General features: G+C 43.2%; 14 protein-coding genes, 1 pseudogene and 1 other annotated feature. Of the genes and pseudogenes, 13 read left to right on the forward strand and 2 right to left on the reverse strand.

The window, feature by feature from the left end; all coding sequences use genetic code 11:
- The first annotated feature begins 246 nt into the window (after positions 1–246).
- The 3 genes from Q8G36_RS02580 (at position 247) to Q8G36_RS02590 (ending at position 2,834) form a co-directional block, all read left to right on the forward strand.
- Complete coding sequence (locus tag Q8G36_RS02580; protein WP_305158835.1) at positions 247–1,170, forward strand: YsnF/AvaK domain-containing protein; 924 nt, start codon at positions 247–249, stop codon at positions 1,168–1,170.
- 182 nt (positions 1,171–1,352) lie between these two features.
- Positions 1,353–2,099: a general stress protein gene (locus Q8G36_RS02585; RefSeq protein ID WP_305158836.1), complete on the forward strand. Its 747-nt coding sequence runs from the start codon at positions 1,353–1,355 to the stop codon at positions 2,097–2,099.
- 351 nt (positions 2,100–2,450) lie between these two features.
- The gene (locus Q8G36_RS02590; protein WP_305158838.1) at positions 2,451–2,834 is read left to right on the forward strand and encodes a general stress protein; all 384 of its coding nucleotides are present in this window, start codon (positions 2,451–2,453) and stop codon (positions 2,832–2,834) included.
- 16 nt (positions 2,835–2,850) lie between these two features.
- Here Q8G36_RS02590 and sspI read toward each other — a convergent pair whose 3' ends face one another.
- On the reverse strand, positions 2,851–3,060 hold the full coding sequence (gene sspI, locus Q8G36_RS02595; protein ID WP_057911488.1) for a small acid-soluble spore protein SspI: 210 nt from the start codon (positions 3,058–3,060) through the stop codon (positions 2,851–2,853).
- A gap of 122 nt (positions 3,061–3,182) precedes the next feature.
- Between sspI and Q8G36_RS02600 the strand changes: the two genes are divergently transcribed.
- The 4 genes and pseudogenes from Q8G36_RS02600 to Q8G36_RS29120 form a co-directional block, all read left to right on the forward strand.
- Complete coding sequence (locus Q8G36_RS02600; RefSeq protein ID WP_305158840.1) at positions 3,183–3,941, forward strand: TrmH family RNA methyltransferase; 759 nt, start codon at positions 3,183–3,185, stop codon at positions 3,939–3,941.
- 44 nt (positions 3,942–3,985) lie between these two features.
- Positions 3,986–4,227: a binding site (T-box leader), on the forward strand.
- A gap of 58 nt (positions 4,228–4,285) precedes the next feature.
- Positions 4,286–5,326 (forward strand): phenylalanine--tRNA ligase subunit alpha, encoded by a 1,041-nt coding sequence (gene pheS / locus Q8G36_RS02605; RefSeq protein ID WP_305158841.1) that lies wholly within the window; start codon positions 4,286–4,288, stop codon positions 5,324–5,326.
- A gap of 28 nt (positions 5,327–5,354) precedes the next feature.
- Positions 5,355–7,769: a phenylalanine--tRNA ligase subunit beta gene (pheT, locus tag Q8G36_RS02610; RefSeq protein ID WP_305158843.1), complete on the forward strand. Its 2,415-nt coding sequence runs from the start codon at positions 5,355–5,357 to the stop codon at positions 7,767–7,769.
- A gap of 215 nt (positions 7,770–7,984) precedes the next feature.
- Positions 7,985–8,164, forward strand: a pseudogene (locus Q8G36_RS29120) (hypothetical protein); the annotation flags it as partial.
- Here the strand turns inward: Q8G36_RS29120 and rnhC are convergent.
- A complete protein-coding gene (gene rnhC, locus Q8G36_RS02620) occupies positions 8,155–9,114 on the reverse strand; it encodes a ribonuclease HIII (protein WP_305158847.1) in 960 nt (319 codons plus the stop codon). The pseudogene Q8G36_RS29120 and the gene rnhC overlap by 10 nt on opposite strands.
- Before the next feature lie 172 nt (positions 9,115–9,286).
- On the opposite strand from rnhC, the gene zapA reads away from it, so the two are divergent.
- The 6 genes from zapA to Q8G36_RS02650 all read left to right on the forward strand — a co-directional run bounded on the left by zapA (position 9,287) and on the right by Q8G36_RS02650 (position 15,862).
- Positions 9,287–9,547: a cell division protein ZapA gene (zapA, locus tag Q8G36_RS02625; protein WP_048678967.1), complete on the forward strand. Its 261-nt coding sequence runs from the start codon at positions 9,287–9,289 to the stop codon at positions 9,545–9,547.
- A gap of 4 nt (positions 9,548–9,551) precedes the next feature.
- Positions 9,552–10,097: a CvpA family protein gene (locus Q8G36_RS02630; RefSeq protein ID WP_048678970.1), complete on the forward strand. Its 546-nt coding sequence runs from the start codon at positions 9,552–9,554 to the stop codon at positions 10,095–10,097.
- 210 nt (positions 10,098–10,307) lie between these two features.
- Positions 10,308–12,026, forward strand: a complete 1,719-nt coding sequence (polX, locus tag Q8G36_RS02635; RefSeq protein ID WP_305158851.1) for a DNA polymerase/3'-5' exonuclease PolX — start codon at positions 10,308–10,310, stop codon at positions 12,024–12,026.
- 35 nt (positions 12,027–12,061) lie between these two features.
- A complete protein-coding gene (locus Q8G36_RS02640; RefSeq protein ID WP_305158853.1) occupies positions 12,062–14,419 on the forward strand; it encodes an endonuclease MutS2 in 2,358 nt (785 codons plus the stop codon).
- A 65-nt stretch (positions 14,420–14,484) separates the two neighbouring features.
- Positions 14,485–14,892 (forward strand): DUF350 domain-containing protein, encoded by a 408-nt coding sequence (locus Q8G36_RS02645; protein ID WP_034309012.1) that lies wholly within the window; start codon positions 14,485–14,487, stop codon positions 14,890–14,892.
- A gap of 211 nt (positions 14,893–15,103) precedes the next feature.
- Positions 15,104–15,862 (forward strand): GNAT family N-acetyltransferase, encoded by a 759-nt coding sequence (locus Q8G36_RS02650; RefSeq protein WP_305158857.1) that lies wholly within the window; start codon positions 15,104–15,106, stop codon positions 15,860–15,862.
- Positions 15,863–15,944 lie beyond the last annotated feature (82 nt).

A 15,944-nucleotide genomic window follows, 5' to 3' on the forward strand; every position in this document is an offset into this window, starting at 1 on the left:
AAGATTACAAAAAGTATTTGAAGAAAAATGAAATAGTATTATTTGGTTAAACATTACATTTTTGTAAATGGGGAAACCCTTGTAAAACCTGGATTTCAATTGAAATAGCGTTCTGTACTGAGAACGAATTGTAAATAATATAACAAAAATGAAATATGGATTCCTCGTTTATTTAGGAACATGGCGGGTAGTGTTTATATATAGCATCCACTAAACGAAACAACAAAACCTAAGGAGGAATGTAAAATGAATAAAACAGTATATGGAGTATATGAATCAAATGCAGAAGTGATCCAAGCAATTAACGCACTTAAGGCAAAGGGTTTTGAAGGGGACGATATTACGGTCGTCGCAGACAAGGAAGAAACGTTGGATTTCACGAATCATCAACACGAAACGGATGTTCATACAATGACGAATGTTCCTAATGACGAATCATTTATGGACAAGGTGGCACGTTTCTTCATGCCGGAAGATACGGCAGACCTTTCAACAAGATTGGCGAATGCAGGTCTTTCGAATAGTGATGCGGCTGAACATGTCTTTGATGTAGAAAATGGAAAAGTCCTGGTTCTGGTTGAAGAAGGTGAAGGCCATCTTGGAACGTCAAGAGATCAATTCACGACCGGAAAAATGGATACTGCCGGTACAAGGCTTGATACAAACTCCACCAACCAACTATATAATGGCACTGAAAAAACCGATGCATTAGAAGATGTTTATGGAGTCAACGGCCAAGGCCGTGAATTGCCAGAGGATGAAAGGACGCTTACACTTCGGGAAGAACAGCTGAACATTGACAAAGAAAGAGTTCAGACTGGAGAAGTCGTCATTAACAAAGAAGTCAATGAACAACATAAATCGATTAATGTCCCTGTTGAACACGAAGAAGTGACCGTCGAGCATAGATCAGTTTCAGGACGTGAAGCGAATCTGGAAACTGGAAGCATTGAAGATGGAGAAACATTACGGATCCCCGTCGTTGAAGAAAAATTACAAGTTTCGAAAAAACCGGTTGTCACAGATGAAATTGTCATCAAGAAACATGCTGTACAAGAAACGGAACAAGTTCAGGATACTCTTAAAAAGGAAGATATCCAGCTTGATAGTACAGATGAATCTATCGTAAATGAGAAAAAGGCAGCTGAACGTAGAACCGACCGCTTCTAAGAGTGAAGGAAATGGCCTGCAGTTTTAAAAACTGCAGGTTTCTTTTTGATTTTAAAGACTGATTAAAGGTTGAATCTAGGGGAGGCGAACCTTTGAATGGACCATTTTTTGTTTAATTAGCACCCATCAGGGTATAAATACACATAAGAAGAAATATCGGAATAATAAGAGGAGGAAGATGCATGGGAAAAACATTATATGGTGTTTTTAGTACGGAAAGAGAACTAATCCAGGCTGTACAATCCCTCAAGGAAAAGGGCGTCCATGAAGGGGAAATAACGGTAATGGCTGATAAGGAAGAAGATTTGGGTTTCGTCAATCAAAAGCGGGATCCGGATGTAGACGTCGTTACTAACTCGAACGAGGGTTCCTTCATTGATAAGATGAAACACTTTTTCCTGAACGAGGGTTCTGAAGATATAAGGAACCGTCTAGGTGACTTAGGGCTTGCCGATAGTGAAGCCACCGCTTATATAAATGAAGTGGAGGCCGGAAAATTCCTGATTCTTTTAGACGAAGCGGAAACCGTATCGGCACGAGAAGGCTTAAATTCAAATGGCCTGCAGGATACGGACGAGCTACCTGCAGAGAATCCGCTTAAAACAGGGGTGGTGAACAATCCGGACCCGAACCTTTTTCCTGAAACAACAGCGAATGCCTATCAAACAAGGGAAGTGGAAGCACAGCCAGGAAGAAGCGAAGAGCTTCACGGAAATTCTGCCAACATCTTTGAAAATGAAGAGCTGGATACGAAGCGAGCTCAAGAAAGGGAAATCAAGGGGAACTCCACAGAAAAATTTAATACTGACAAAGCCCTGGATGCTCAAGGATCACTGGATCGGACCTTCAGCCCGAATGCCAGCGGGCAGCAAGATGTAGGATTGAAGGATGAATACATCAAAAATCGAATTAATACCGACAATCTATAATACGCAAAATAACAGCCTGCACAAGGCTGTTATTTCAGTTTGTAGACAAAAGGGGGTTCAATCTAAATTTCAAAACAAAGGTGTTGGAACGGGTGTGCGAGACTCCTGCGGGGAAAGCACGCCGACGGAGACCCCGCAGGCGGAAAGCGAGTGCCTGGAGGCAACGTTCATATTGTACAAACCCTTAAAAAAACTGTAGATAATTTTCATCTGAATCCCTATAGGTAAAGGGTTCCCTCGTTCATTAGTTAGGAATTCTCCATAGACTATTTGCTTGTTTATTGTTAAAGCTGCAAGGTATAATGACAAAGGAATTTTATTTTAAGTAAAGTAACAAGGAGGGGGAGAAACATGGAAAAAAACGTATATGGTGTTTTTGACTCTAATCCGGAACTACTTGCTGCAATTCAAGACTTAAAAGCTAAAGGCGTATCTGGCACCCAAATGACGGTAGCAGCTGATATAAAAAATCATGTGCAGCTTGGAAATGAACATACGGATATACTGATCATCGCCAATCAGGATAAGGAGGACACTCTTTTTTTAAAAATCTTCCACTACTTCACAGATGAAGGATCTGGAGATTTACGCAGCTTTTTCACGAAATACGGCTACTCTTTTGCTGAGACAAAAGCGATGCTTGAAGAAGTGAGCGCAAAAAAATTCATCTTGCTGCTTGATGAAGAAGTCTCCATCGAAGAACGGAAGGCTGGCGAAGCGAAATTAAAAAAATAACAGCCTTTGAAGGCTGTTATTTTTTTAATCCTGCTTCGAGGGCAGTGATCATTTCCTGTTTTTCCTGCTCAGATGAATTTTGCCAGATGACCTCGAATAATACTCCCAATCCAGGAAGCATTTTTTCCTCGCCATTTTGAATGGCATCGACAATCGTGTCTTCCAGCTGCTCTTGCGAATTTCCAGATACATTTTGGATGATCGCATTACGTAAGTTTAAATTCATAATTATTCCTCCTCTAACACATAATGACTGACATTAATAGCATTTCACAAACTCGCATGCAATATGTATGTGAATTGCGTTATAATAGGAAAATCAGTGTGAAGTTAAAGGAGCGTTTACCCTTGAAATATATCGAATCCGTAAAAAACCCGCAAGTTAAGCAATGGAAAAAACTTTTGACGAAAAAAGAACGAGATAAAACAGGTAAATATTTAGTCGAGGGTTTTCACCTAGTTGAAGAAGCCTTAAAAGAAGAAATCGTCTTGGAAGTGATCATCAATGAAGAAACTGAAATGCCTGCCCATTTTAAGGTGGAAGGCACAGAACTCATTTATGTGAAAAATGATATTATGAAGGCGATTTGTGATACCGAAGCCCCGCAGGGAATTGCTGCGGTTTGTGAACAGAAATCAACGAGCATGGCGTCCATCAATCCGGATAAACTATTGTTGATCGATGCCGTACAAGATCCGGGGAATATTGGAACGATGATCAGGACAGCGGATGCAGCTGGAATCGATGCGGTCATACTTGGCGAAGGGTGTGCTGACTTGTATAACCCCAAAGTGGTCCGTTCGACGCAAGGGAGCCTCTTCCATATGCCTGTCATTAAAGGGAACCTTTCGGAAATCATCGATGAGCTGAAGCAAAGCGGCACACCGGTTTATGGCACGGCATTAGAAGGCGCATCGCCATTTGAAGAAGTGGAAAAGTCTTCCCGATTTGCCCTGCTGGTCGGTAATGAAGGCCAAGGAGTATCGAAGGAATTACTGGAGAAAACGACTAAAAACCTTTATATTCCCATCTACGGAAAAAGCGAATCATTGAATGTGGGGATCGCTGCCGGGATTTTAATGTACTATTTACGAAAATCGATTTGAAACGGCCGAAGAATTATAATATAATAAAACAGAATTTTATAATGAAAACAACGATGACAAAGAGTAGTAGCTTAAGTTAACCATATCCAGGGAAAAAATGCCTTGACTGAAAGCATTTTTATGGCACTGCTTAAGGGAATTCACCTTTCGAGTTGGCATTGGGAAGACAGGATGTCCGAAAAATGTTCCGGTGAAGAGCCGTTATTTTTAATGAAGTGAGTGCAGAAGTTTTTTTGTTTGTGCACTAATAAGGGTGGTACCGCGATACATAAACCTCGTCCCTTTAGGGATTGGGGTTTTTTTGTGTTCATTTTTACAAAAGGAAAATAAAGGAGGAAGACATGATGCAGGAACGTTTACTAGAACTGCAGGAAGAAGCGTTGCAAAAAGTTGCCGCCGCTTCCGAATTAAAAGAACTGAATGAAGTCCGTGTTGCATATTTAGGGAAAAAAGGGCCAATCACTGAGGTATTGCGCGGCATGGGTAAATTATCTGCCGAAGAACGCCCGAAAATCGGGGCACTAGCCAATGATGTACGGGAAGCGATCGCAACAAAGATCGAGGAGAAACAAAAAGCACTTGAAACTGCGGCAGTCAATGCAAAGCTAGCAACTGAAACGATTGACGTCACACTTCCTGGACGTCCGGTTAACAAAGGGAATCTACACCCATTAACACGTGTCGTGGAAGAAATCGAAGACTTATTCATCGGTATGGGTTATACCGTTGCGGAAGGTCCTGAAGTCGAAAGCGACTATTACAACTTCGAGGCACTTAACTTGCCAAAAAGCCATCCGGCACGTGATATGCAGGATTCCTTCTACATCACGGATGAAATCCTGATGCGTACGCACACTTCACCTGTTCAAGCCAGAACGATGGAAAAACATAAAGGTCAAGGTCCTGTTAAAATCATTTGCCCAGGAAAAGTATATCGCCGTGATAACGATGATGCCACACACTCCCATCAATTCCAGCAAATTGAGGGCTTGGTCATCGGTGAGAACATCAGCATGAGCGACCTGAAAGGAACGTTAGACGTATTTGCGAAAAAAGTATTCGGGCAAGACCGTGAAATCCGTCTTCGTCCAAGTTTCTTCCCATTTACGGAGCCTTCCGTCGAAGTGGATATTTCTTGTAAAATCTGTGGTGGTAAAGGCTGCAGCGTATGTAAACAAACAGGCTGGATCGAAGTGCTTGGCGGCGGGATCGTTCATCCGAACGTCCTTGAAATGGCTGGCTTTGATTCCAAGAAATACTCTGGATTCGCATTTGGAATCGGCGTGGAACGGATTGCCATGTTGAAATACGGTGTGGACGATATCCGTCATTTCTATACGAATGATGTTCGATTCTTAAAACAATTCAATCATCACGAAGCATAAATTTTTATTTTAAAAAGGAGGACCTACCATGTTTGTGTCATATAAATGGTTACAAGATTATGTTGACCTTTCAGGCATCAATGCGACGGAGCTAGCTGACAAAATCACGAAAAGCGGCATTGAGGTTGAAGGGGTAGAAAAGAAAAGTGAAGGGCTAAAAGGGGTCGTCATCGGGCATGTCATTGAACGTGAACAGCATCCAAATGCGGATAAATTGAATAAATGCCAAGTTGATATCGGGGCCGAAAATCCCGTTCAGATCATCTGTGGAGCACCGAATGTCGATAAAGGCCAAAAAGTCGCAGTAGCTACTGTTGGCGCAGTCCTTCCAGGTAATTTCAAAATCAAGAAAGCGAAACTTCGCGGAGAGGAATCGCACGGGATGATTTGCTCGCTTCAAGAATTGGGCTTCGAATCCAAGCTAGTTTCCAAGGATTATGCTACAGGTATCTTCGTCTTCCCTAATGATGTGGAAGTAGGGAAAGATGCATTGGAGGAACTTGGTTTAAGTGATGAAGTGCTGGAACTTGGCTTAACTCCAAACCGTTCCGACGCATTGAGCATGCTTGGTGTTGCATACGAAGTGGGAGCCATTCTAGGCCGGGAAGTGAAATGGCCGGTTGTCGGGAAAGAAGAGGCTGCTGAAAAGGCAACTGATTATATCAGTGTCAAAGTTGAAGCGAAAGAAGATAACCCGATATACATGGCTAAAATCATCAAGGATGTTAAGGTCGGACCCTCACCGCTTTGGATGCAGACTAGGTTGATGTCTGCAGGTATCCGACCTCATAATAATGTGGTGGATATCACGAACTACATTTTACTTGAATACGGCCAACCGCTCCATGCCTTTGACTATGACCGCTTTGGTTCAAAGGAAATCGTCATCCGCAGAGCGAAGGATGCTGAAAAAATCGTAACATTGGATGAAGCGGAACGCACTTTGACAGCTGACCATTTAGTGATAACAAATGGCAGCGAGCCTGTAGCGATAGCTGGTGTGATGGGCGGAGCGGATTCCGAAGTCAAAAATGATACGACAAACATCATTATTGAAAGTGCATATTTTGCAGGTACTGTAGTTCGTAAAGCTTCAAAGGACCATGGATTGCGCAGTGAAGCCAGTGCCCGCTTTGAAAAAGGTGTCGACCCGGCCCGTGTACGTGAAGCTGGGGAACGTGCTGCACAATTGATTGCACAATATGCAGGCGGAACAGTCTTACAAGGAGCAGCAGAAGTTGACGAATTGACAATGGAACCTGCGGTCATTAGCATCACTCTTGAAAAAATCAACACACTTCTTGGAACAAGCATGACCGTATCAGTTGTGGAATCGATCTTCAAACGTCTGCAATTCGGCGTTGAGCTTGACAATGAAACATTCACAATCACAGTCCCGACGCGCCGTGGTGATATTACGATTGAAGCTGATTTAGTCGAAGAAGCTGCACGTTTATATGGATATGATAACATTCCCGCTACACTGCCGATCGGTTCTGCTACCCCAGGCCAATTGACTGACTATCAAATTAAACGGCGGAAGGCACGCCGTACACTTGAAGGCGCAGGCCTTTATCAGGCGGTGACCTATTCACTGACTAGCCAGGAAAAAGCGTCCCAATTCGCATTGGAAGCAAGAGAATCCATACGATTAGCAATGCCAATGAGTGAAGAACGGAGCCAGCTGCGTTTAAGCATCGTGCCTCAATTGCTGGAAGTCGTGAAATATAACAATGCCCGCCAAATTGATTCACTGGCACTGTATGAAATCGGTTCGGTATTCTTTAAGCGTGACGAACAAGAACTGCCTGAAGAAAAAGAACATATTGCTGGAGCAATCACCGGCCTATGGGAGTCACATCTATGGCAAGGTGAAAAGAAACCAGTGGATTTCTTTGTAGCCAAAGGCGTGATCGAAGCGTTATTCGACACACTTGGATTAGCTGATCAAATCAGCTATCGCCAAGCGGAAATCAACGACATGCATCCAGGACGGACAGCGGAAGTACTATTGAATGGTGAAGTAATCGGCTTTATCGGCCAAGTGCACCCAACTGTCCAAAAAGACTTGGATATTAAAGAAACATACATTTTCGAACTTTCCTTAAAAGCATTGGCCGAAGCAGAAGTTGCGCCGATTGCGTACCAAACCATTCCGCGCTATCCATCAACCACACGCGATATCGCGCTCGTTGTGGATCAAGCTACGAAAGCCGGGGACATTCAGGATATTATTGAAGAAGCCGGTAGCAAACTGCTGAAAGAAGTAAGCATCTTCGACCTATACGAAGGTGAAAGAATGGAGGAAGGCAAGAAATCCATTGCCTACTCACTGAAATACTTCGACCCGGAACGTACTCTAACGGACGAGGACATTACAAAAGCACATGATAAAGTGCTTGAAGCCGTTAAAGAAAAAGCTGGCGCAGAGCTAAGAGGATAAACCCAAAAGACAGCTCCCTGAATCATGGGGAGCTGTCTTTTTAGAATTTACGAGTAAACCGCGCAAACTCACGAGTAAACCGTACGAACTCACGAGTAAATGGAGCAAACTCACGAGTAAACCGCACGAACTCACGAGTAAACCGCGTAAACTCACGAGTAAATGGAGCAAACTCACGAGTAAACCGCACGAACTCACGAGTAAACCGCGCAAACTCACGAGTAAATGGAGCAAACTCACGAGTAAACCGCGCAAACTCACGAGTAAATGGAGCAAACTCACGAGTAAATCGCGCAAACTCACGAGTAAACCGCGCGAACTCACGTATAAACCGCGTAAACTCACGAGAAAAAGGCGGCTGTTCCGGAAGATCAGCCGCTTTCTTCTATTTATGATATTTCTGTTGATAAAGTCGCTTCGCTTTTTCTGTGTTGGCGAAGTGGGTTTTCGTGAATTCGTGTAATGAATCGATTCCTTTTTCATGAATCAATCTTGCGGCGGCTTCATCGACTGCAAATCCGGCACCTTTTGGGATTTTGAATCCAGCTTTTTCACTCAGTGAGTCAAAGCGTTTGACGAATGCATATCTGGCCAGGATGGATGCGGCTGCTACTCCAAGGTGAATGCCTTCCGCTTTTGTGCATAGATAGGTGGCATTAGCTTGGAATAGTTCTTGGCCTTTTAGGTAATTGAAAAATACCTCTGGTTGAGCGAATTGATCAATAAGGACCGCCTCCGCTTGTTCCGGCTGGATTTTTTGCATGAGGTGCTTAATTGCTTGGTTATGGAGGAGTGCCTTCATTTTTCCTTGTGACATTCCCTTTGCCTGCAGCGTATTATATTTTGGGTTGTCGCATGTGAGCAGGCTGAATGGTACTACATCCTTAATCTGTTTGGCAATTTCGATGATCTGTGGATCTTTCAGATTTTTGGAATCCTGGACACCAAGCTCCTTCAATAGGGCGAGTTGCTCCTTTTTTGCATATACGGCTACGACGGTGATCGGGCCGAAATAGTCTCCTGTTCCGACTTCATCGGAACCAATCACTGACATGGTTCCGATATTTGCAGGCGGCGAATATCGATGGACCTTGACTGATGCAGATGATGCCGTTTTTTTCTTTGGAGCCGCAGCAGTGGTACCTTTTTGCCATTTTCCCGCTTCTAGTTCTGCATTCTTACCTTGAAAAAGGACCTTCCCGGATTTATAGGCCGTCACCGTACATAGCGGCGGTTTGGCGGAAAAGATGCTCCCCGGCGGAAGCTTGGCGGCCAAGGATGAAGAATAATGGGACTTCATCGCCTTTATTTGTTCAGGACTGATAAGTAAAACAACATGGGACATAATGGGTTAGCTCCTAACTTCATTTTGTTTATTAGGTAATCTTCTTCCTAAATCCGCTTTCGTTTGACAAATTATTGAAATTTTAATGCAAGAAATGACGTTGTACTCTCTTTCATGACGAAAAACTTCATGATATGATAGAATTAGGATTGTTTAGATTGGGGGCATCATTTTGTCAGACGATAAACGAAATAAAACAACAGTTGATATATACGGACAACCATATACAATCGTCGGCACAGAAAGCGCAAGTCATATGCGCCTGGTCGCTTCGATGGTTGACGAAAAAATGAGAGAGATCAGGATGAAAAATCCATATTTGGATACAAGCAAGCTAGCGGTGCTAACGGCCGTGAATACCATCCACGAATATATTAAATTAAAAGATGAACTAGACCAGCTTCAACTGGAATTAAAGAGAGAGAAGGACTGAGTACATGCTTGATTTAGCAATTCTGGCCATTCTTTTAATCGGTTTATTAATCGGTTTAAAGCGTGGCTTCATTTTACAAACGGTTCATATGACAGGGTTCATTGTAGCCTTCATCGTCGCCTATGTATTTTACGGAGATCTTGCTCCCAATTTAAAGTTGTGGATTCCATTCCCAACGATGGGTGATTCGTCGACCCTTAATATGTTTTTCGATACAGTCGGCCTTGATACGGCGTATTACAATGCAATTGCCTTTGCAATCATTTTCTTTGCTGCCAAGATTCTTTGGCAAATGATAGGATCCATGCTCAATTTCATTACCCATCTTCCGATATTAAAGCAGCTGAATCGCTGGGGTGGAGGGATATTGGGTTTTCTCGAAGTCTATCTTATCATGTTTATTATATTATATATAGCTGCCATGCTGCCAATGGATTCCATCCAGAAACCATTAACGGGCTCATTTTTGGCAGAATCGATCGTGAAACATACGCCGTTCCTTTCCGAGCAAGTGAAGGAACTTTGGTTTCATGATGTAAAACAATCTTAATGTCAGTATAAGAGGGCCTGCCTCCCTTTCTCAAAGTCCTGAATTCCTATACTTTGAACGGGGGAGGCCCCTTTTTATGTAGCAGCCTGTAACTTCCCCCTATTTGATTCGAAAGTTAAGAATCGGACTGCTTGTACTTTACCTCCAAGAAAGGTATCTTTAAGAAAGTGAACAGGGGACACCCTACTAATTTTTTCGGCGGTGAATTAAATGACAATTAATAAAAAAGATATCATTAAACTATTAGAAAAAATTGCAATATATATGGAACTAAAAGGAGAGAACCCGTTCAAGGTTTCAGCTTTCCGGAAGGCAGCGGGCGCCTTGGAAACGGATGACCGGAGCCTGTCGGCCATCGAAGACTTTACCGCTTTAAATGGAATCGGGAAAGGAACGGCATCCGTCATCGAAGAGTATATAAATGAGGGGAAATCGACTGTACTTGAAGAGCTTCAGGAGCAGGTGCCAAAAGGATTGATTCCACTCTTGCAGCTTCAAGGTTTGGGCGGGAAGAAAATTGCCAAGCTTCATAAAGAGCTGCATGTCAATGATGTAAATGATCTTAAAATCGCCTGTGAAGAAGGCAGGGTCGCGGCGCTTGCCGGTTTCGGCAAAAAAACGGAAGAGAAGATCCTGTCTGCAATTGCCGAGGCGGGTTCAAGGCCCGATCGACTGCCCCTTGCCTTCATGAGGCCGATTGCGGATGATATTGAAACGGCCCTTGCTAACATGGAATACATCATCCGTTCTTCCAGGGCCGGCAGCATCCGGCGTATGAGGGAGACCATCAAGGACCTCGATTTCATCATCTCGACAGATCATCCCGAAGAAGTTAAGGATCAACTGCTTGCATTAACGGGGATAAAGCAGGTGATTGCGGCCGGTGATACAAAGGTATCGGTCGTGCTTGATTATGAATATGATATTTCTGTCGATTTCCGAATCGTGAAGGATAAGGAATTCATCACGACACTCCATCATTTTACAGGTTCGAAGGATCACAATGTGCGGATGCGCCAGCTTGCTAAAGATCGCGGAGAGAAAATCAGCGAATATGGGGTGGAAGTGGCTGAAACTGGTGATGTATTGACGTTTGAAACAGAAGAACAATTTTATAATCATTTTGGTCTTCCTTTCATTCCGCCAGAAATACGTGAAGACGGAACCGAAGTGGAGCATTATGATGCTAATGAACCTCTCATATCTTTAGAGGCCATTAAAGGTGACCTGCATATGCATACCACATGGAGTGATGGAGCTCATACGATTGAAGAAATGATTGAAGCATGCCGTGCAAAAGGTTATCGATATATGGCCATCACCGATCATTCGCAATATCTGAAAGTGGCGAACGGCTTGACCGTGGAACGTTTACGTGAACAAAAACGGATCATCCATGAACTAAATGAAAAATACGCTGACTTTACCGTTCTTTCAGGGATTGAAATGGACATACTTCCTGATGGGACACTTGATTATGACGATGAGCTGCTTGCTGAGATGGATTTGGTGATCGCATCGATTCACTCAAGCTTTTCACAGCCTCGGGAAACGATCATGGAGCGCTTAAAAACGGCTCTGAATAATCCTCATGTCGATATCATCGCACATCCAACGGGAAGGATCATCGGCAGACGCACCGGATATGATGTTGATATAGAGATGCTGATCGAACTGGCCCGTGAAACGAATACTGCCTTGGAATTGAATGCGAATCCAAACCGATTGGATTTGGCACCTCCCCATCTGCGCAAAGCACAGGAAGCAGGCGTTCCAATCGTAATCAATACGGATGCCCACAGCATCGACATGCTTGAACATATGCCTGTTGGGGTCTCGTCGGCCAAAAAGGGCTGGATTAAAGAAGCAACGGTTCTAAATGCAAGGGACACGGATGGATTATTAGCGTTTTTAAAGAGAAATGATTAACTATTTGCCCATAAATAAGGAGGAGCCTTAACTCCATGCATAATAAAGCTTTAAAGACATTGGAATTTCATAAAATAAAAGAACAATTAATTTCACACGCTTCCTCATCCATAGGAAAAGAGAAGGCAGAGCAATTGATGCCTTCCACGGATTTTGAAGAGGTGTCGAGATGGCAGGAAGAAACAGATGAGTCAGCCAAAATCGTCCGGTTGAAAGGTAATTTGCCATTGGGCGGGATTTTTGATATCCGACCACATGCAAAAAGGGCACAGATTGGCGGAATGCTCTCACCGATGGAATTGATGGAACTTGCGAGTACGATTCGTGCCGGCAGGATCCTCAGCCGTTTCTTCGAAGAACTCGCAGAACAGGAAATTGATGTTCCGCTTTTAGCCGAATATATCGATTCCCTTCATCCATTGATTGATTTGCAGCAGGAAATTACCTATGCAATAAGCGAACATGGCGAAGTGATGGATTCTGCCAGCGACAAGCTTCGTTCCCTAAGAAACCAGATTCGGACGAACGAAAGCCGGGTCCGGGAAAAACTAGAAAGCATGATCCGTTCTTCCAATGCATCAACAATGTTATCCGATGCCATCATCACCATCCGGAATGACCGATTCGTCATCCCGGTAAAACAGGAATACCGCAGTGTGTATGGCGGGATCATTCATGATCAATCCTCATCAGGGCAGACGTTGTTCATTGAACCGCAAGCAATCGTTCAACTGAATAATGTCCTGCAGGAAACCCGAGTGAAGGAAACACAGGAAATAGAACGGATATTGGTCGAACTATCGGAAAAAGTCGGTGCGTTCACGCCTGAATTGCTTCATAATGTCAAAGTTCTTGCACAAATCGATTTCCTTGTAGCCAAGGCAAAGTATGCAAAATCGATAAAAGGATCCAAGCCGATTCTGAATAATGAGGGACGCGTTAAATTATTCAAAGCGAAACACCCGCTCATTCCGAGTGATGTTGTCGTGGCCAATGACATTTTTCTTGGTGATGAATTTACGACAATCGTCATCACCGGTCCGAATACAGGTGGTAAGACCGTTACCCTGAAAACGATTGGCCTCTGTACGTTAATGGCCCAGTCAGGTCTGCAAATCCCTGCGCTGGATGGTTCTGAAACGGCTGTGTTTTCCTCTGTTTATGCCGATATTGGCGATGAACAGTCGATTGAACAAAGCTTAAGTACATTCTCTTCGCATATGGTCAATATTGTCGATATCCTTAAGCATGTCGATTATGACAGCCTTGTTTTATTCGATGAGCTTGGAGCGGGAACTGACCCACAGGAAGGTGCCGCTTTGGCCATTTCCATTTTGGATGAAGTGTATAAGCGCGGAGCACGTGTGATTGCAACGACACATTACCCGGAATTAAAAGCTTATGGATATGATCGGGAAGGCGTCATTAATGCAAGCGTTGAATTTAATGTTGAATCCTTGAGTCCCACCTATAAACTGTTGATTGGTGTACCAGGGCGGAGTAATGCGTTTGAAATTTCCAAGCGCCTTGGTTTGGAAGAAAGCGTGATAAGCAACGCCCGCAGCCATATTGGTGAGGATACGAATAAAGTGGAGAATATGATAGCGTCCCTTGAAGACAGCCGCAAGAAGGCCGAAGAAGAGGAGCTGGAAGCCAAGAATCACCTGAAACAGGCGGAAATTCTTCATAAAGACCTTCAAAGGCAAATTGGTGAATATCATGAAGAACGGGACGCGATGGTCGAAAAGGCAGCAAAAGAGGCAGCGGCAATCGTTGAAAATGCACAAAAGGAAGCGGAAGCGATTATTGCCGACTTACGTAAACTGCGACTTGAAAAGCACGCCGATGTTAAAGAACATGAACTGATCGATGCCAAAAAACGGCTTGAAGAAGCAGCTCCTAAAGTGAAAAAAACATCAAATAAAGCTGCTGCAAGGCCGCTGGATAAAAGTTTGAAACCTGGAGATGAAGTAAAGGTCGTAAGCTTTGGTCAAAAAGGACACTTGATTGAGAAGGTCTCAAATAATGAATGGCAGGTTCAGATCGGCATCATGAAAATGAAGGTGAAGGAGTCTGACCTGGAATTCATCAAAGCCACAAAAGTAAAAGAAACAAAGCCGCTTACCACGATCAAAGGCCGCGATTATCACGTTAGCGTCGAACTTGACCTCCGTGGAGAACGCTTTGAAAATGCAATATCAAGAGTGGAGAAGTACATTGATGATGCTCTTTTGGCCGGTTATTCGAGTGTCTCCATCATTCATGGTAAAGGAACGGGTGCTCTTCGGTCCGGGGTCCAGGAATACTTGAAAAATCACCGCTCTGTCAAAAGGATTCGCTTCGGTGAAGCCGGTGAAGGCGGAACAGGTGTTACGGTGGTGGAATTTAAATAAAGGAAAGTGGTCACTCCGGCTATTCAGCCAAGCCGGGTGGCTAGTTACCATTCGGGAGTTGGACCATGGAGAACATGTGGGAAAATGAATATGTATATATAGCTGCTCGTTACAGTGTCGTTATTCTGTGCATGATTGTTTTTTTAGCCATTTTTGAACTTGTCACAAAGTACAAGAACTGGGAGGAAATCAAACAGGGAAACCTTTCTGTCGCGTTGGCAACAGGTGGTAAAATATTTGGGATCGCCTATGTATTCCAACAGTCCATTCTCCATCAGAATTCGCTTCTTACCATGATTGGCTGGGGCGTATACGGATTTGTCCTGCTGTTGATCGGTTATTTCATTTTTGAATTTATGACTCCTGGATTTAAAATAGATGAAGAGATACAAAAAGATAATCGGGCAGTGGGATTCCTATCGATGATCATATCAATCGCATTATCTTTCGTCATCGGCGCTGGAATTTCTTAATGCCCTTCATGAAAGGGAGTAAGCTGTGGAGAAACTTGCAAAAGTCTTAATTGTTTGTTGCGGAATCTTTTTTCTGTTAGGAATCATTTATATGACATTCTTCAATTGAAGCGGCCATTGTGCCGCTTCTTTTATTTGATTTCTATTAAAAAGAGTGGGGGGTATGTATAATAATAATGGCCAAATAGACTTTTCGGAAAAGGAGAGGATTATGGATCAGTCCAAATTGATACAAAAGATTGAAGAATTATCGCTGAATGCTTTACCGGCCATGCAAACGCAAATCTATGACGGATGGGTTATCCGATTTGCGGATGGATATACGAAACGGGCGAATTCTATCACCCCCATCTATTTATCGAATGAAAATGTGAAAAAGAAAATATTGAATTGTGAACAATTATATTTTGCAAGGAATGATAAGGCAGTGTACAAAATGACTCCACAGGCAAAGCCTATCAACTTGGATAGTGTACTGGAAGAGTCTGGGTATGTCCTTGAGGGAACAACAAGTGTCCAAGTATTGAATTTGGCAGAAATAGAATCACCGAATGAAACCCATGTCATAAAGTATGATCATTTACATGATGACTGGTTTCACGATTTCTGCCTACTAAGTAATATCAATGATCATGATCAAACCATCCTGAAAAAGATGTTAAGGAATATCATTCCAAAAACATGCTTTATGTTGTTGACTGATGAGGGTGGAACCGCGACAGCAAGTGGACTGGGTGTTTTGGAAGACGAATACATAGGCCTGTACAATATCATTACTCATGAAACCTTTCGAAACCAAGGAAATGGTGCAATACTCATTCGTAATCTATTGCATTGGGGTAAAGAAAATGGAGCAAAAAATGCGTATCTTCAGGTGATAGAAACGAACGCGCCTGCTCTAAGCTTGTACGGAAAATTGGGATTTGAAGAAAAATATAAGTATTGGTATAGAATTAAAACTAAGGAGTAGAACCACTCCTTTTTTTGATTCCCTTTTTAAGTGTTTCATCCAATATTCCCTGGTGCTTGGTATAGGGCATATATACTGTCTT

The organism is Peribacillus frigoritolerans (assembly GCF_030676415.1).
GTDB lineage: Bacteria > Bacillota > Bacilli > Bacillales > DSM-1321 > Peribacillus > Peribacillus frigoritolerans_A.